Origin of the sequence: Pedobacter paludisoli (assembly GCF_052344095.1) — a bacterium.
Taxonomy (GTDB): domain Bacteria; phylum Bacteroidota; class Bacteroidia; order Sphingobacteriales; family Sphingobacteriaceae; genus Pedobacter.
On record NZ_CP179926.1, the window covers coordinates 2,543,986 to 2,561,630 of the forward strand.

The 17,645-nt window shown below is 38.0% G+C and carries 13 protein-coding genes and 1 riboswitch; of the genes, 4 read left to right on the forward strand and 9 right to left on the reverse strand.

Annotated features, from left to right (window positions below; genetic code table 11):
- Nucleotides 1–7 precede the first annotated feature (7 nt).
- Nucleotides 8–1,831: a DUF4153 domain-containing protein gene (locus ACJVDK_RS10395; RefSeq protein ID WP_443936596.1), complete on the forward strand. Its 1,824-nt coding sequence runs from the start codon at nucleotides 8–10 to the stop codon at nucleotides 1,829–1,831.
- A 127-nt stretch (nucleotides 1,832–1,958) separates the two neighbouring features.
- On the opposite strand, the gene ACJVDK_RS10400 is transcribed toward ACJVDK_RS10395, so the two are convergent.
- From ACJVDK_RS10400 to lpdA, 7 genes are all read right to left on the reverse strand, one after another.
- Nucleotides 1,959–3,161: an MFS transporter gene (locus ACJVDK_RS10400; RefSeq protein ID WP_443936597.1), complete on the reverse strand. Its 1,203-nt coding sequence runs from the start codon at nucleotides 3,159–3,161 to the stop codon at nucleotides 1,959–1,961.
- Nucleotides 3,162–3,275: 114 nt separating this feature from the next.
- Entirely contained in the window at nucleotides 3,276–3,929 is a 654-nt protein-coding gene (locus ACJVDK_RS10405) for a TenA family protein (protein ID WP_443936598.1), read from the reverse strand.
- Nucleotides 3,926–4,744, reverse strand: a complete 819-nt coding sequence (thiD, locus tag ACJVDK_RS10410) for a bifunctional hydroxymethylpyrimidine kinase/phosphomethylpyrimidine kinase (RefSeq protein WP_443936599.1) — start codon at nucleotides 4,742–4,744, stop codon at nucleotides 3,926–3,928. Before thiD ends, ACJVDK_RS10405 begins: the two co-directional genes overlap by 4 nt.
- A gap of 4 nt (nucleotides 4,745–4,748) precedes the next feature.
- On the reverse strand, nucleotides 4,749–5,381 hold the full coding sequence (gene thiE / locus ACJVDK_RS10415; protein ID WP_443936600.1) for a thiamine phosphate synthase: 633 nt from the start codon (nucleotides 5,379–5,381) through the stop codon (nucleotides 4,749–4,751).
- Nucleotides 5,375–6,160, reverse strand: a complete 786-nt coding sequence (gene thiM, locus ACJVDK_RS10420) for a hydroxyethylthiazole kinase (protein ID WP_443936601.1) — start codon at nucleotides 6,158–6,160, stop codon at nucleotides 5,375–5,377. Before thiM ends, thiE begins: the two co-directional genes overlap by 7 nt.
- A gap of 58 nt (nucleotides 6,161–6,218) precedes the next feature.
- Nucleotides 6,219–6,311: riboswitch (TPP riboswitch) on the reverse strand.
- A 96-nt stretch (nucleotides 6,312–6,407) separates the two neighbouring features.
- Complete coding sequence (locus ACJVDK_RS10425) at nucleotides 6,408–7,928, reverse strand: choice-of-anchor I family protein (RefSeq protein ID WP_443936602.1); 1,521 nt, start codon at nucleotides 7,926–7,928, stop codon at nucleotides 6,408–6,410.
- A gap of 301 nt (nucleotides 7,929–8,229) precedes the next feature.
- Nucleotides 8,230–9,636 (reverse strand): dihydrolipoyl dehydrogenase, encoded by a 1,407-nt coding sequence (gene lpdA, locus ACJVDK_RS10430; protein WP_443936603.1) that lies wholly within the window; start codon nucleotides 9,634–9,636, stop codon nucleotides 8,230–8,232.
- 285 nt (nucleotides 9,637–9,921) lie between these two features.
- Here lpdA and ACJVDK_RS10435 point away from each other — a divergent pair, with 285 nt between their 5' ends.
- Complete coding sequence (locus ACJVDK_RS10435; RefSeq protein WP_443936604.1) at nucleotides 9,922–11,184, forward strand: DUF1016 N-terminal domain-containing protein; 1,263 nt, start codon at nucleotides 9,922–9,924, stop codon at nucleotides 11,182–11,184.
- A gap of 631 nt (nucleotides 11,185–11,815) precedes the next feature.
- Here the strand turns inward: ACJVDK_RS10435 and ACJVDK_RS10440 are convergent.
- A complete protein-coding gene (locus tag ACJVDK_RS10440) occupies nucleotides 11,816–12,610 on the reverse strand; it encodes a Fic family protein (RefSeq protein ID WP_443936605.1) in 795 nt (264 codons plus the stop codon).
- Between the two features lie 82 nt (nucleotides 12,611–12,692).
- Nucleotides 12,693–13,838: an esterase-like activity of phytase family protein gene (locus ACJVDK_RS10445; protein ID WP_443936606.1), complete on the reverse strand. Its 1,146-nt coding sequence runs from the start codon at nucleotides 13,836–13,838 to the stop codon at nucleotides 12,693–12,695.
- A 272-nt stretch (nucleotides 13,839–14,110) separates the two neighbouring features.
- Between ACJVDK_RS10445 and ACJVDK_RS10450 the strand changes: the two genes are divergently transcribed.
- Complete coding sequence (locus ACJVDK_RS10450) at nucleotides 14,111–15,979, forward strand: CocE/NonD family hydrolase (RefSeq protein WP_443936607.1); 1,869 nt, start codon at nucleotides 14,111–14,113, stop codon at nucleotides 15,977–15,979.
- A 5-nt stretch (nucleotides 15,980–15,984) separates the two neighbouring features.
- Entirely contained in the window at nucleotides 15,985–17,643 is a 1,659-nt protein-coding gene (locus ACJVDK_RS10455) for a M1 family metallopeptidase (RefSeq protein ID WP_443936608.1), read from the forward strand.
- Nucleotides 17,644–17,645: the final 2 nt, after the last annotated feature.

Below are 17,645 nucleotides of genomic sequence, written 5' to 3' on the forward strand. Positions count from 1 at the left end.
TTACATCATGAAATTACCTTCTCTTCAGTCACTTTGGACTGGCCTTCAAAAAGTTATCACCCGATTTCCTTTACAAATAGTAGTTGCAATTAGCGCAACCATATTTTGGTGGTTATTAATTGATACGAATTATAAAGATACCTTTTATCAATACACACTTTGGAAACTCTTATACACCTGCAATTTTGCTTTAACCTTGTTACTAGCGGGTGACCTATTTGCCGAAATGAGGGGATTAAGCCTCACAAAGAAATGGTGTTTAAGAAGTATCATATTGCTAATCAGCGTTGGACTTTATTTTCTATTAAACCCGATGACGTATCACTCAGATTTATTCCGGGTATTTTTATTGGCTTTAGCGTTTCATTTGGCAGTCGCCTTTGCACCTTTTATCGGCCGTGGCAACATCAATGGTTTTTGGCAATACAACAAATCGCTATTCTTACGCATTTTAACTGCAGGTTTATACTCCGGTGTTCTGTTTGCTGGCCTATCCATTGCCTTAGTAGCTGTTGATGGCCTTTTCAATGTAAAAATTGATTATAAAGTTTACCTCCACCTGCTCTCATTCATCGGGTCTTGCTTTACGACTATTTTCTTTCTAGCTGGTGTTCCAGAAAATTTCAAAGAATTGGATGAGGAAGAAAGTTATCCAAGGGGACTAAAGATTTTTACGCAGTATGTCTTGATTCCTTTAATGACGATTTATTTGGCTATCCTTTTAGTTTACGAAGTTAAAATCGCCATTGAATGGCATTTACCAAAAGGCTTAGTTTCGACATTAATTTTGGGCTATTCAGTATTTGGCATTTTATCGCTTTTGCTCATTTATCCTATCCGAAACAAAGAGGGAAATGGTTGGATTAGACTCTTTTCTAAATTCTTCTATTTGATGATGATTCCATTAATTCTGTTATTAATCTTGGCGATCATTAAACGTGTTGGCGCATATGGAATCACCGAATCGAGATACATTTTAATGGCTTTGGCGGTATGGTTAACGGCAATTACCATTTATTTCTTGACTAGTAAAAAACAAAACATCAAAGTTATTCCAATCAGCTTGACTATTTTTGCAGTATTGGTTAGCTATGGCCCACAAAGTGCATTTTCTGTCAGCAAATTTTCGCAACAAGCTCGCTTAGCAAAACTGATGAACAGCAAGAAGAAAAAGGACACCGAATCACAATCTTCTATTATACGATACTTGGTTCAAAATCATGGGCTAACATCCTTACAGCAATTCACATCGGTCAATTTAGATTCACTACAAGACAGGATGGATGCAAAATCTGAGAAGATAAAAGACAACAGGTGGAAAATCAATGAAGATAAAATTGATACTGCATTTGCTGTTTTAAAAATCAAAGATAATCGTGCTAATTACAAGAATAGTTGGAGTTGGATAACATTTCAAACGGGACAAACAGACTTAATTGATGTGAAAGGCTATGATGCAATCATAGACATAGAAAATTATTTTGCCGAGAAAGAAGTTAATTTTAATGGCGATAAAATAATCATCAAGCGAGAAAGAGCCGACTCAAATAAAGAAACAAATGCAACTATTATTGTAACCGTAAATAATCAACAGGTTGTCTTCGATTTCACAAAAGCGAATGAAAAGTTGTGGCAAGAAAAAGATGCACAAAAATTAAAAGAGACCAGTAATAATACATTTATTGTGCCTGATAACTTAATGGAAGTATCAAAAATTACCGATAAATATGAAATCAAATTTATAATTTCAACGCTGTCGACAGATACCCATGAAGAAGAAAAACATCGTATATCAACCGTTGAAGGTCATATTTTAATCAAGAAGAGATAGTTTGGTAATTGATTCAGAGACATCTAAGAAGCTTCGCATGAAACAAGGTATATCAAAAGTTTCTTTCGATATGCTAATCCTCATAGGTTGTAAAAACCTATGAGGATTGTATGTCCTAAAAGGCTAGCTAATCAATCGCGCTGATTTTTCCCACCAAAAAGCTCACCAGCAAACCAAATATACCAATTACGGCATACGAATATTGCAAGCTTGATAAAGCCGAAATATAGCCAATTAAAGGTGGACCCAATAAAAAGCCAAAATAACTCACACTCGACACCATGGCTATGGCAATTCCGGGAGATACTTTACCGTTTTTACCTGCCACGCTGTACACAGTAGGCACAATGCTCGATACCCCCACGCCGACCATCATAAAACCAATGGTAGCGGTAACCACATAGGGCAAAAACACCGACAGAAACATCCCTGTTGAAATAATTAAGCCACTAATTTGAATGGTTTTTCTTCGTCCTAATTTTTGAATAATCCGATCGCCCACAAAACGACCCGTTGCCATCATTATCATAAAAGAAGCATAACCTAAAATAACCAAAGAAGCAGGTGCATGTACAATTTCTTTGAAATACACCCCACTCCAATCGAACATTGCTCCTTCCGTTGCCATGCTGCAAAACCCAATAATTCCCAACTGAAGCAAAGAACCTTCGGGCATGGTAAAAAACTTAGGTTTTCGCTCACTTTTGGCTCCTTTACCCGGAACCAGGTTGCGGTAATTGACGAAAACATTTACCCAAATTAACAGTGTTATCAGGCAAAAATGAAACAAGGGACTGATGTGCAAATTCATCATTAACAAACCAATCAGCGCCCCCGTAAAGCCGGCAATACTCCATGCTCCGTGAAAAGAAGTCATAATAGGGCGTCCGAAAATTTTCTCGGCTTCCGAACCTTGTGTATTTACCGAAATATTGCACATGTTCCCAACTATACCGAATAAAAACAGGAATGCCGCTAAGTGCCAAGGTGCCGCAGCCAAGCCTAAATTGCACAAAGCAACCGCATACAATGGCGCCGTGATGGTTAAAATTCTTTTACTACCATAGCGGGCAACTAAACGCCCTGAAATCGGCATGGTAAACAATTGTCCCAGTGGTAAAGCCAACAAAATACTTCCTAATGCTCCATCTGTTAAGTTAAGCGTGTGTTTAATATCGGGTATTCTACTGGCCCAAGAAGCAAACGCAATGCCCTGTCCAAAGTAAAACAACGAAACCGCCAAGCGAATGCGATTGGCTTCATTTGTTCCAAATGCTGAAAGTTGAATGGATTGAACTTGATTCTCGGGGTGTGCTTGTATGTCTTCCAATTTAGTTATTTTATCTGCAAGTAGGTGATGATGCAAATTTCTTTAAATCAATCGGAAAAACGCTTATTTTTTACAAAAAACTAAAATACTTGCAATAAAATGATGATGTAACTCCTATATTTTCCATGCCTCTAAACGATAGGCGCTTTCCCAAAACATCCATTCTAAACGCGTAGCCATTTCAAATGCCTGTAGCATTTCCTTTTGGGTCTTTTCACTTGCCTGATCTGCCAATTCATTTGCGATGTCGATAATGTGTGCTACAGCCTTTCCAAAATCTTCTCCGGCGTACATATCAATCCATTTTTTATATGGATTTTGTTCCCCTACTTGTTGTGCAAAGATAAAATCGCCAACAGCTTTGTAAATCCAAAAACAAGGTAAAACCGCCGCCACCGCTACTTCTACATGGGCATAAGCTACTTGGTTTAACAGATAATTGGTATACAACAAAGTGGATGGAGATGGTTGTATTTCTGAGTCTAAACCAAACTCTACAAAATAACTTTCGTGTAAACTGCGCTCAGCTACAATGGCTCCGGTAGAGAAATTGGCAAAAGCTAAAACTAAATCTGCGCTTTTCATTTTACTGCTAATTCCGCTTAATGCACGACCAAATTCCAACAGATAATACGCATCTTGTGCTAAATAAAACAAGAATTTTTCTTGTGCCAATGTTCCGTTGCTCAACTCTTTGTTAAAAGGTAAATCCAAAATATTGGTATAAATGGGAAGAATATTTTCCCAAGCTTTATCGCTCCATTTCATTCTATCAATAATTTCAAAGGGTTAAAAAAGTGGTTTAAGGGGCCATTCCCCGAGCCTGTTTTCACTTTGCTTCCAGCTTGTAGTGCCGCACTGATATACGCTTTTGCATGTTTAACGGCCGTTAATAAATCGTTGCTTTTTGCCATTTCGGCCGCAATGGCGGATGAGAGCGTGCAGCCTGTTCCGTGCATGTTTTTTGTTTCGACATACTGACTTTCTAATACAATTGGCTCTTCATTTTTGACCAAAAGTACATCGTATAAAACCGGAGCAATTAAATGTCCTCCTTTCAGTAATACTGCATTAGCGCCTTCATCCAGTATTTTTTTCCCGGCTGACAGCATATCTTCTAAACTTTTTATCTCTTGTTTAGCAAGAATAACGGCTTCATCAATGTTCGGTGTAATCAGGGTAGCCAAAGGGAATAATTTTTCCTTTAAATGCGTAACGGTTTCGAGCTCCATCAACCGGTCGCCGCTAGTGGCTACCATCACCGGATCTAAAATTACGGGTACTGTTTTATCGTATTGCTGTAAGGCATTGGCTATTGCCTCTACTGCTTCAACCCGACTAATCATTCCAATTTTAATCGCCTTTGGCTTGATATCCTCCAATACTGCTTGCAATTGATCTTTAATCATTTCGGCAGGAATACCGAACACCGACTTAACTCCTAAAGTATTTTGAACGGTAACAGCCGTAATTACCGATGTACCAAAGCAACCCAAAGCCGAAAAAGTTTTTAAATCGGCCTGAATACCGGCTCCACCACCACTATCTGAACCTGCAATGGTTAATGCATGAATGTATGTCATTTCACTAAATTTTCTTTTCTATTTCATTTCTGATTAACTCTGCCGCCTTTGCCGGATTTTCTGCCGAGCATATTTCTGAAACCACGGCCAAACAATCGGCCCCATGGGCTATAATTTCTGCCGCATTGTATAGTTTAATGTTTCCAATGGCTACCAATGGTTTCGCTGTTTTAGTTCTGAGCTTTTGCAATCCCTCTAATCCCCATTCGGCGATAGTGTCTTTTTTGGTTTGGGTAGAAAATATCGGGCTTACACCCAAATACCAGGCTTGATTAACCTCAGGGTTTTCCAACTGTTCCGGCAATTCAATTGATAATCCTATGGGATAAGCATTCCCTAAAATCTGTTGTGCCTGTTGCATCGCCATATCGCTTTGCCCTATGTGCAATCCATACGCATTTACAGCCTTTGCCACTTGCACATTATCGTTTATAATTACTGGAACTGAATAGCGGCTGCAAAGCTCTAGTAAACGCTGTGCTTTTGCTGTAAATAAATCGGCTGATAATTCCTTTTCTCTTAGCTGAACTAAATCTACCCCACCTTTTAAGGCCTCCTCTATCACCCAAAAAAAATCGCGACCAAGACAGGCTTTTTCATCGGTAACCAGGTACAATCGATGGTTAAAACTTAACATCTTAGTTTTGCTTTAATGTCTTCTTTATCCAATAGATACAAGGAATCGTAAAAATCTACTTGAAAACTTCCCGGTCCTTTTGCGCGTTCTTCTGCTAACTCGCCTGCTATGCCCATTACAGCCATGGCACTACAAACCGCTTCAAAAGCAGAACCCGAAACCGGCAAGAAAGCTCCAATTATTGCGGTTGCGGTACATCCCATTCCCGTTACTCTGGTCATAATCGGATGGCCGTTCTTTATTTTTGCCAATTGACTATCTTGAATGATGTAATCGATTTCGCCCGAAATACAAACCACTGCAGCTGTATTTTTTGATAATTGAATGGCTGCATCAATGGCTTCCCCAGATTGATGGGTTGAATCGACTCCTTTCGATTGCAAACTGATATTCGCCAAAGCCATAATCTCAGAAGCATTGCCACGAATTACAGTTGGCTTCAACGCAATTAATTTCTCCAATACCGCATTGCGATACGCACTTGCCCCGGCCCCTACCGGATCGAGCACCCAAGGTTTAGTTAATTCATTTGCCTTTTGAGCAGCCAGAATCATACTCTCTGCCCAATACTCATCCAGGGTACCAATATTAATAACCAATGAGCTACTTATGCTTACAATATCGGCCAGTTCGCTGTGCGCATGGGCCATTAATGGCGATGCTCCAATGGCAAGTAACGCATTTGCGGTATTGTTCATAACCACATAATTGGTAATGCTGTGCACCAAAGGATTTTTCGTACGCAACGAAAGAAGATTTTGAATGATTATCGACTCCATACTTATAGGGTTTAACTTTAGGAGTCGGCCAAATGCTGAAAAGCATTTATGTACAATTTCTTGCAGACAAACTAATTTCCTACGCCGGTATAATCGCGGATCAGGTTATGAGGGTATAATCTCAGCCAATAAGGCACCCCTAAAGTTTATTATGCTGCAATATAGAGCTTATTTTGCATTTGTTAAAAAAGGCCGAAAAAAAAATCCTGCCGCAGCAGGATTTTTTCATAGGTAGATTTTTTATTCGTTATATTTTATTGGGTTGGAAAAACTTTACTGTTCCATCGCCTTCGCTCGCTACAATAACTAAGCTTCTTCCATTCGGACTATCTTTTGGTTTTACAAACAACACTCCTTCAGGCGCATCTCCTGTTGCAAAAAATTGCACAAATTTTGGTGTAGCAGGTGTACTAACATCGTATACCGCAATTAAATCAACACGTTCCATGCCAATAAATGCCAATGTTTTGCCGTTTACCGACGCAACCGTTACCGCTTCTACTTCTACTCCTTTATTATCTGAACGCTCATCATCGTATTTCCCTGCATCAATTACACGTTGTTCTAAATCTTTACCAACATTGGCTACCAATGCACCCGTATTGGCGTTTATAATACTCATACTTCTTCCGCCAGTAGCATAAAGTTCATCGTAATCACCATCTCCGTCAGTATCGCCAAAAGCTTTGGTTACGGTTAATCTACCTAAGTTGGCATCTAACTGTAAAGTTGCCGCTGTTGGAAATTTTGTTGGATCAAGTTTTAAGCTTTTCACTCTTGCCTCTTCATCGTAACCTCCCCAAGCACGTGTATCACCTTCGTTTGCTAAAGCTAAGTAGTTGGTTCCTCCGGTTGAGAAAAATGAAATTGCGTCTGGCAAGTAGAATGCCTTAATTGGCCAAGTACCCAATACTTGTTTACTATCTTTATCGCTCACATCAAAGGCATTTTCTGCTAAACTGATATCGCGTGTACCCAGTGGAGTAATTTTTGTAATGGTACCTGCAAGTACATCAACTTCTGCTACTGCATTGTTTTCTTGTAGCGTAACATATGCTTTTTTTGAATCGCTGCTAACCGCAATATATTCTGGTTCAATATCTTGTGCAAAACTTGCCTTTGGACCATAAATTCTAAGTCCGGCTGCAACTAATGCTGCCTTTTGCGATTCAAAAGCCGAGAAATCAACCGTTTTTACTGCATAATTATTTTTTATATTGATGATTGAAACGCTTCCAACTGGATCAACCGTATAGACATCGTTTGGCTCCCCTTCATTTGCCGACAAAATGTAGTTACCATCCGGACTGAAAGTAACCATATCGGGCATTGCACCAACTGTAATTTTCTTAACTTCTGTTAAATCGGCTGTTTTTAAAACCACCACTTCGCCATTTCCTTGTTTATCGGCTCCATCTAAAGCAATTGCCAATAAACCGTTGCTTACCGAAACGCTATTAATCCCTGCATTATTTGGATAGGTTAATGTTTTTACTTTTGTTACCGTTGGATAGTTGGTTAAATCTATCACTTCCACTTTTGCGCCACCATCGTTGCTTACTACAAACAATTTTTTAGTCGATGGGTCATATGCTGAAATCTCAGCCGCCGTTTCACCTCCTAAATCAATCGAAGCTGTTTCTTTAAAACTTGTTATATCCTCTGCTACAATTTCTTCTCCAACTTCTACTGGTTCTCCTTCTTTTTTACAGGCAGTTAGTGCCATTGATGCAGCCAAAAGGGCTACAAATAGTCTTTTACAGTTCATGGTTTTTTTTAATATCTGAGCCGCTAAATTAAATGAGTCGTTTTTCAGATTCGAACTAACTATGTTATCTTTTGATTAAGGAATTGTGAAGGAAGATTTAGGATAAAGCAGCAAGAAGCAATGACTATCAATTAGTAGGCTAAATAGCGCAAAGAAAAAAGCTGAAAGCTGAAAAAACTACCAACCCCCCTTAAGGATTCAAGCAGTTCAACAATTCAGCGATTTAACAATTCAGCGATTAAGCAACAAAAAAAGCCAGCAATAAAATTGCCAGCTTTTTTTGTTCAAACCGAAGGTTTGACTAAATATGAATAGCTCTGTTATCCGTTGCTGCTAATGCAGCCTCTTTTAATGCTTCTGTATACGTTGGATGCGCGTGGCAAGTACGTGCAATATCTTCTGCCGATGCACGGAACTCCATCGCAATTACAGCTTCTGCAATCATATCAGCAGCACGTGGACCAATCATGTGTACACCTAAAACTTCATCGGTAGTAGCATCGGCCAATACTTTAATGAAACCATCGGTATCCATACTTGCTTTAGCACGCCCACTTGCTTTAAATGGGAAAGAACCTGCTTTATATTTTACGCCTTCTGCTTTTAATTGCTCTTCGGTTTTACCTACTGATGCAACTTCTGGCCAGGTATAAACTACTCCCGGAATTAAGTTGTAATTGATGTGTGGTTTTTGACCGGCAATGGTTTCTGCAACAAAAGTACCTTCGTCTTCTGCTTTGTGCGCCAACATGGCTCCTGTAATTACATCGCCAATGGCATACACTCCCGGAACCGAAGTTTCTAAATGTGCATTCACCGGAATTTTCTTTCCTCTTTCTTCTACCGTAATGCCAATTTTATCTAACCCTAAACCTTCAGTATAGGCGGTACGACCCACTGCAACGATGCAATAATCGGCTTCTAGTGAAATAGACTCTCCTTTTGGAGTTTCAGCTGTAACAGTTACCGTTTTTCCTTTTGCTGTTGCACCAGTTACTTTGTGACCCATGAAAAACTCCATGCCTAAAGATTTCTTTAAAACACGTTGTAGTTCTTTACCTAAACCAGCATCCATGGTACCAATAATTGAAGGCATAAACTCAACTACTGATACTTTTGTACCCAAGCGCGCATAAACTGAACCTAATTCTAATCCAATTACACCACCACCAATTACAACCATTGATTTTGGTACTTCTTTGATATTTAATGCTTCGGTTGAGGTAATGATACGTTTTTTATCGATAGGTAAAAATGGCAATGCCGTTGGTTTAGAACCCGTAGCAATAATTACATTTTTAGCCGATAATGTTTCGGTAGTACCGTCAGATTTGGTTACCAAAATGGTGTTTTTATCTACGAATGATCCTACTCCCTCGAATGAATCAATTTTATTTTTTTTAAATAAATACGTAATACCTGCTGTGTTTTGCGCTACTACATCGTCTTTACGAGCAATCATTTGCTTCATATCAACTTTTAAATCTTTTAAGTTGATACCGTGTGTGGTAAACGCGTGCGCAGCATTGTGATAATGTTCCGACGAATCTAACAAGGCCTTTGATGGAATACAACCTACATTTAAGCAGGTACCGCCAAACGTTTTATACTTTTCTACTATCGCAGTTTTTAAACCTAACTGCGCACAACGGATTGCGCCTACATAACCGCCCGGACCCGAGCCAATAACAACAACATCGTATTGCATAATTTTCTAAGAATTTTTATAAAAGCAAATGTACACTTTACCGCTTAAACACCAAAAGTTAAGTAATTTAATGTTCGAAAATTTTGCTTTAACAAGTTATTGATACACCATAATCTTCTAACTTGCTATGGTCAAATGATACTTATTCGGATGTAGGTTTCACAACAACACGATAAATTATAAAATCATCTGCTGCAGTTGTAACACCATGGATGTAATGATACATAGATTTCCATAATTCAAATCAATCGACTACCTTGAAAATAATTCCCTCTAAACGAAACTATGCTCTCTGAAAAAAATGAAACCCTGCGTTTTCACACCCTTCTACTGGAGAATCTGAATCAGGTTACTGAACGTCAGCGTATCCAACTTTTGGGAACAATCAATTTTGGGATTAACAATCTGTTTTGGGAAATTGGAAAAACACTAAATAATGCGCTAAAAGAAAATGTTTCTCATAAAAAGGAAAATCCAATACACGATATTTCTAAGAGCTTACAGTCGGCATTTGGAGATTATTTCAGCACTACAAATCTTTCTGTTATGCAAAAATTTGCTGATGGGCGTTCTCATTCAACCATACAGCAAATAGCGGCCGGTATCAATTGGGAATATATCCCTTCTTTACTACAACTAAAAGATGATGCAGCCTTGCTATTTTACACGAAACGCATTCATGCAGAATCTTTAACGCCAGATGACCTAAGCAGAAAGATTTTAACAGAAGATTATAGAGCTGAAAACAAAACAACGCGTCCAGATGAATTCACTTTCAGGCTTTCAGAACTTACAACATTTTACCGAAATACCGCTGAACTATATTTTGGTGAAACGCAATATACCGCATTTCGTAAATTAGTTGAACCGAAAAAAGATAACCAAGCAATTTTCGAAAAGATACAGATAGAAAATCCTATCAATCGAGAGATAATTGCGAAAATAGAAAACAAAATACTTGAATTTCAGTCAAGCTATCATCCTATACTTAATCTGCTGTTCAATAGTCTGTTTTGGAGCATCGGGGATGCGATGAGGCAGCTTTCTATCACGTTTGACATTCCAATCACCGATACCTTGGTTGAGTATTGTAGTCAAAGTCTTTACAAAAAGTTTCCTTCCATTTTCACCCCAGAAGAACTCGCTGCTTGCATAGAGTTTGCAAAAAGATATAGTACACATGATGAGGCCCTAAACATTCTATCAACCGTTTCATGGGACTACTTAAAACGCTTGATTAAATTAGATATTCGTACTGAAAGGCAGCTTTATATGGCAAATGAGGTACTGGAAAAAGGAATGACTATATCCGAGCTGGAAAGCAAGATTTCAGAAGGTTTTTTTGAGTTTGATACGCACACCCAATTCTTGCCAAGAAAAAAAGAACTTCATCAATCAACTACCAAAAACATTAGAAAAGGAAACAACAACTTAATTATTACCGAGGAAACAATCGATTTAAAAATCAATCAAAAAAATGTATTCGTACAAAATATCTTTAAAAATGAAGCTCTGTTGAATTTCCTTCTTCAAGCAATAAAAAAATGATTCTATAAAATTCATTTTTTTTTATTAAAACACGTTACTTTTAAAACGAGAAAGACAAAAAATTAAAGCAACCAAAAAGATCACACAATTATATCAACAATACCCTATGGATTTGAAATCACCTGAACTTCTACTACTCATTTGGAACGTATTTAACGCAATATTATTCGTATTTGCCCTATTTTTTATTTTTAAGCTTTACAAGTATATTACTAGGAAAGTTTAAAATAAATGGCTTGGCAAATTTTTCAAGCCATTTTTGTTTTAAACCATTTTAGCGCAATTTATAAGTATGCTATTAATGAACGACTATTATCAATCTTAAGAACTTCAGAATCAAGACAAAGTGCCTATCATCCCCGCTGGTGCAAGTTTTTAACTCGTACCTATATCAAATCCATCCCCAATAACCTTTTTTCTCCAAAAAATTTGTACGCTACTATATTTTCAATGAAAATCTTCTAACTCAAAACCTACCTCAACTGGATTAAGATAATATGTATCCCTTCTTAAAGTACATATAACCTTACTAGGCTTTATAAAATTTGGAACGAGTTAAAAACTCGCGCCAGCGAAAATCAGCTATTTTTTACGGACGCCAGCTGGCGAGTAATGATTTTGGCTATCGAAGCTAGAATAACAAATGAAAACCGCTACCCTGCTTTGGTTTTACAGTTTCTTCAAACTTTTTGATTTCATTTTTCAGAAGCACTGCATATTCATTGTTCATGAAATTTCTAAATATGTTGATATCCTCCTTTGCTCTAGTTTCCTTTAAGGCCTCTATATAATCAACTTTAGACTGTTGATGTACAATTGCAAGAGGCAATTTGTAATAAGCTTGTATGTAATTCATTAACAACCTCGATGTCCGACCATTTCCATCGTAAAAGGGATGTATACTGACTAAATTGTAATGAGCATCAAAAGAAAGTTTAACTTGTTCGAGTAAAGATAAATCGGGTTTCATTGCTTGAGCAATTGCATCAACAAGGTTCTTGGTAAGTGAAATAACTTTATCGTAGTTTGGAAAGTAGGTATCCCCTGCGGTAACATTCCCTTTTCTAAATTCACCTTTAGTTGCATCAACCGTTCCCAGTGGCGTATTATACACCAAACCTGTATTGCGGATAAGTAAAGAATTTAATTCTTGAATCAATGATACTGAAACAGGTCTTTTCGCCTGCGCTTCTCTTAAAGCAAACTGTAATGCCGAAAAATGGTCGGTAACCATTAAGCTATGCATTAACGGTTTCCCTTTTGGTGTTAAACCCTCATCTATTAAAACTTGCGTTTCTACTTCAGTTAAAGTAGAGCCCTCCAAAACTGTTGAATGATGAACAACAGAAATATTGCTAAATTTTTCATGGTCGATAACATCGGCTATTCCCAAATTTTTGTACTTTTCAATTAATTTTAAGTCCATTTTCTTATAAATTTAGCGCTTGAAGTATCTATTTAACAGAACAAATATATCTATAAAACTTTATATGCCTTAAACCTCTTAACTAAGGTATCACCTCAAACAGAAAAAATTGTTGCACCTGGGTTTTCGAAAAATTATTATCTACACAAAAAATTAAGGTGCGGTGGCCATTGGCTAGTGTAGGGCCAAAAGTTATTCCTTCAAAATTATCGATGTGCATGCCTAAGATATCAAAATCAAAAAGCAACTTTTTAGGCAATGGTTTTGGTACTTTTTGGATAAAAGAAGGGTTATCGATTTGATTTTCTGCTCCCTTTAAATCAACCAAATAAAGCTTAATAAACGAATGGTCATCATTCCCTTTTGCCCAGGCACGTTCCATAACCAATAAAGTATGTGCATTGACTGCTAAAATTTCAGAAATTCCATTCACATTCCAACTATTTACCTCGGAGGGTTTCACCGGAAGGGCATCCAATTGATAGGCGTATTGAGCGGTATTTTTTCCCGTAGCGACATCGAATTTTGCAATTCGTGTGAGTGCTTTATCGTATTCAAAATCCGATTGCGGACCGTCTTCGTAAAGGGGTTCTTCTAAACTTGCATACAATGTTTTATACTTATCAGCGAACGTTAATCCCTCAAAAAATGCATTCTTACGCACGCCTTTTTCACTTTTAAAAAAATGAAATCCCTTTGGTAAAGGAATGGTATCCATGTACACTCCTTTTGCATCCACATAAGTCAAAGTTGGCTGAATAAGGATGGTATCAGTCCCTTTAAATAATCTTTCTCCTTCGCTACTCCATATCATCTGTTTTTTTAGCGGATTATACCGAATAGATTCTGCATCTGGCTTAACCGTTTTATCAGTTCCTAATTTCGGATACAGCTTTCCGTTAGGCTGCTTTAAAAAAGTAACATCAGTAAAAATGATGGTATCAATTTTATTGCTTTTCAATCCAATTTTAGTCGTATAAAATCTTGCTGAAATTACCTGAGAAGGGTCATCGCTAATGAGATAAAATTGATTCCTTTCAGCATCGTAATCAATTCCGGATAAGCCACCAACTTTAGTATCCTTAAAAACAGTATTTAAGGGTAAAATGTAGGCGTCCAGAAACCTGAGAGACGAAATTGAACGATCATTTTCTCTTGAAAGATGTTTGGGACTCAGACAAGAGGAAAGAAAAAATGTTGCAACAGCTAAAAAAACTACTTTATTCAAAACACGCATTTTATCCCTAAAGATAGATAAATTAGGGTGGACAAAAAAAGTTAGTATAACATAGAATCGTTTTTACTAAATGGTTTCTTTAACCGATACTCCCCAACGATGCTCCCATCTGCGGATGCTTCTTAAATTTCACAGTACAAAACACTTCTTTGCAGGCTCCATCCCGCAAAATATCTTCCCTATCTAGCAAAGGTTTTACGTCTTGTTATTGGCGATCAAAAGTCTTTATTGCTATCTTTAAGGCATATTTTATCAACCAACCAATGAACAAAACGAACTTCATCCCTATTTTATTTTGTCTGCTTTTCTGCGCTAATGTTTATGCACAACAAAGTGATTCTGCCTACGTAAGAGAACATTATACCAAAATTGAACGAAGAATTACCATGCGCGATGGTGCAAAGCTTTTTACTTCTATCTATTTACCCAAAGACCAAAGTAAAAAATATCCTTTTCTAATTAACCGAACACCGTATAAAGTGGCACCTTATGGAGCAAACAACTACAAAACCAGCCTGGGGAATTTCCCTGCAGAGATGCGTGAAGGCTTTATTTTTGTGTATCAAGATGTACGTGGAAAATGGATGAGTGAGGGAGATTTCGAAGATATTCGTCCTCAAAACATAAAAAAAGGTAAAAAAGACATCGATGAAAGTACCGACACCTACGATACCATCGATTGGTTGGTTAAGAACATTAAAAACAACAATGGAAAAGCCGGAATTTATGGCATTTCGTATCCGGGTTTCTATTCAACTACCTCGTTGCCCAATGCGCACCCCGCACTAAAAGCGGTTTCGCCACAAGCTCCAGTAACCGATTGGTACATAGGTGATGATTTTCACCATCGTGGCGTGTTGTTCTTAAACGATGCTTTTAAATTTATGAGTTCATTTGGTGTTCCACGTCCACACCCGATTATGCCTGAACAAGGTCCAAAAGGTTTTAATTTCCCTATCCAAGATAATTACCGTTTTTATTTAGAAAGTGGTTCCGTAAAAAACCTGAAAGACAAATATTTTGCCGACAGCATTCAATTTTGGAACAATTTGTTTAAACACCCTAATTTAGATACCTTTTGGAAAGCCCGTCTAATTACGCCTCATTTAACCAATGTAAAACCTGCCGTAATGGTAGTTGGTGGTTTTTTCGATGCGGAAGATGCGTACGGAACGTTTGCAACCTACCAAGCAATTGAAAAACAAAACCCTCAAGCAAACAACATATTAGTAGCGGGTCCTTGGTTTCACGGAGGATGGGTACGTGGTACTGGCGATTTTTTTGGCGACATTAAATTCGGACAAGCCACCAGCACCTATTACCAAGAAAAGCTAGAGCTTCCATTTTTCAAATATCATCTAAAAAGCGAAGGCGATTTTAAACCTGCCGAAGCCAACATTTTTGTAACCGGAAGCAATCAATGGAAAGGGTTTTCTACCTGGCCACCAAAAGAGGTAGAAACTAAAAATTTGTATTTACACCCGAACGGAAAATTGGCCTTTGAAAAAGTTGGTAGAACCGATAGCTGGGATGAATATGTGAGTGACCCGAACCATCCCGTTCCTTATCAAGATGGAGTTCAAACAGCACGTACACGCGAATACATGATAGACGACCAACGCTTTGCCGCACGCCGACCGGATGTTAAAACCTATCAAACGGATGCTTTAACCGAAGATATTACCTTGACCGGTCCCGTTTTAGCCAACTTGGTTGTAGCCACCACGGGAACGGATGCCGATTACGTAGTAAAATTAATCGATGTGTATCCCGAAAATGAGCCAAACCCAACACCAAATCCAAAAAATCTGGTTATGGGCGGTTATCAAATGCTGGTACGTGGCGAAATTATGCGTGGTAAATACCGTAACAGTTTCGAAAAACCGGAGGCTTTTATACCCAATCAAATTACAACGGTCAATTATCCATTGCCAGACATTGCACACACTTTCAAAAAAAGGCATAAAATCATGATTCAAATTCAAAATTCATGGTTTCCTTTAGCCGAAAGAAATCCACAAAAATTCATGAATATTTACGAGGCTGAGCCAGCAGATTTTCAGAAAGCAACCCAAAAAATTTACCACGATGCCAATAACGCATCCTATATTAGCATTTCAATCCTAAAATAATCTAAATGAAAAGAATCATCATAACCAGTTTTCTTTCGCTGGCATTTTTTTATTCTCAAGGGCAAATGCTCGCTAAAAATCAAGAAAATTCAAGGGCCGATAGCTTACGCGGAACACTAACACCACTTCGCACCTGTTACGATATCAATTATTATCACCTTGATGTGAAAATCGATATCGACCAGAAATCAGTAGCAGGTAGCAACGAATTTCTTTTTACGGCTACACAAGATTTTAATAAATTACAATTTGATTTATTTTCAAATTTGACCGTTGAAAAGGTTGTTTACAAAGGAAAAAATCTTCCCTTTAGCCGCGAATACAATGCAGTTTTTGTAACGTTTCCACAAAACATCAAAAAAGGAAGCAAAGATAAATTCACCGTTTTTTATGCTGGGAAGCCTCAAGTTGCTAAAAATGCCCCTTGGGATGGTGGTTTTATTTTCAAAAAAGATGCTGACGGAAACCCCTTTGTTTCAGTTGCCTGTCAAGGGCTAGGCGCTAGCTGTTGGTGGCCCAACAAAGACCATCAAAGCGATGAAGTGGATAGTATGCTCATTAGCATCAGTGTCCCAAAAACATTGGATGAGGTCTCGAATGGTCGTTTGCGCAGCGTAGTAGACAAAAAAGATGGATATAAACAATTTAATTGGTTGGTGGCCAACCCCATTAACAATTACGATGTAACCTTTTACATTGGAAAATATGCGCACTGGAGCGATACCTATGCAGGAGAAAACGGGAAGTTAAGTTTAGATTTTTGGGCGTTAAAAGTTGATAGCGCCAAAGCACGTCCGCATTGGGATGCCGATGTAAAACCCATGCTAAAATCGTTTGAATATTGGTTTGGCCCATATCCTTGGTACAAGGATGGCTATAAATTGGTGCAAGCGCCACATTTAGGCATGGAGCATCAAAGCGCAGTAGCGTATGGAAACCAATTTAAAAAAGGATATCTGGGCCGCGATTTAAGCGGAACCGGTCATGGACTAAAATGGGATTTTATCACGATTCACGAAAGTGGACACGAATGGTTTGGCAACAACATCACGTCTAAAGATATTGCCGATATGTGGGTACACGAAGGTTTTACGAACTACTCAGAAGTATTGTTTATCGAATCGACCGAAGGCTTAAAAGCAGCAAATGAATATGCCATTGGCTTACGAAAAGGTATTTCGAATGATATTCCAGTTATTGGCCCATACGGTGTAAACAAAGAAGGTTCAGGCGATATGTATCCAAAAGGAGCCAACTTAATTCATACCATTCGCCAGTTAATTAACAATGATGAAAAATTCAGACAAATTTTGCGTGGATTAAACAAAACATTCTATCACCAAACCGTTACCACGGCACAAATAGAAAACTACATCGCCAAACAAAGCGGTTTAAAACTCGATAAAGTTTTTGATCAATATTTGCGGTACACCCAAATTCCTACATTCAACTATAGCATTCGTGATGGCGTACTTTCGTATCGTTGGGTTACCGATGTAAAAGGCTTTGATATGCCGGTTCGTGTTACCCTAAAAGATGGAGAATATGCCTGGATAAAACCAAGCAACGACTGGCAAAAAATGAAGGTTGATAAAAACCTTACACAACAAAATTTTAAAGTAGACCCGTTGTTTTACGTAAAGCAAGTAGCCGAAAAAGAATAAAT

What these genes read in the sequence shown, in the direction of transcription:
- ACJVDK_RS10395 (WP_443936596.1), top strand. Translation starts at nt 8, where the DNA reads ATGAAATTACCTTCTCTTCAGTCACTTTGGACTGGCCTTCAAAAAGTT.
- ACJVDK_RS10405 (WP_443936598.1), bottom strand. Translation starts at nt 3,929, where the DNA reads ATGAAATGGAGCGATAAAGCTTGGGAAAATATTCTTCCCATTTATACC.
- thiD (WP_443936599.1), bottom strand. Translation starts at nt 4,744, where the DNA reads ATGACATACATTCATGCATTAACCATTGCAGGTTCAGATAGTGGTGGT.
- thiE (WP_443936600.1), bottom strand. Translation starts at nt 5,381, where the DNA reads ATGTTAAGTTTTAACCATCGATTGTACCTGGTTACCGATGAAAAAGCC.
- thiM (WP_443936601.1), bottom strand. Translation starts at nt 6,160, where the DNA reads ATGGAGTCGATAATCATTCAAAATCTTCTTTCGTTGCGTACGAAAAAT.
- ACJVDK_RS10425 (WP_443936602.1), bottom strand. Translation starts at nt 7,928, where the DNA reads ATGAACTGTAAAAGACTATTTGTAGCCCTTTTGGCTGCATCAATGGCA.
- lpdA (WP_443936603.1), bottom strand. Translation starts at nt 9,636, where the DNA reads ATGCAATACGATGTTGTTGTTATTGGCTCGGGTCCGGGCGGTTATGTA.
- ACJVDK_RS10435 (WP_443936604.1), top strand. Translation starts at nt 9,922, where the DNA reads ATGCTCTCTGAAAAAAATGAAACCCTGCGTTTTCACACCCTTCTACTG.
- ACJVDK_RS10440 (WP_443936605.1), bottom strand. Translation starts at nt 12,610, where the DNA reads ATGGACTTAAAATTAATTGAAAAGTACAAAAATTTGGGAATAGCCGAT.
- ACJVDK_RS10450 (WP_443936607.1), top strand. Translation starts at nt 14,111, where the DNA reads ATGAACAAAACGAACTTCATCCCTATTTTATTTTGTCTGCTTTTCTGC.
- ACJVDK_RS10455 (WP_443936608.1), top strand. Translation starts at nt 15,985, where the DNA reads ATGAAAAGAATCATCATAACCAGTTTTCTTTCGCTGGCATTTTTTTAT.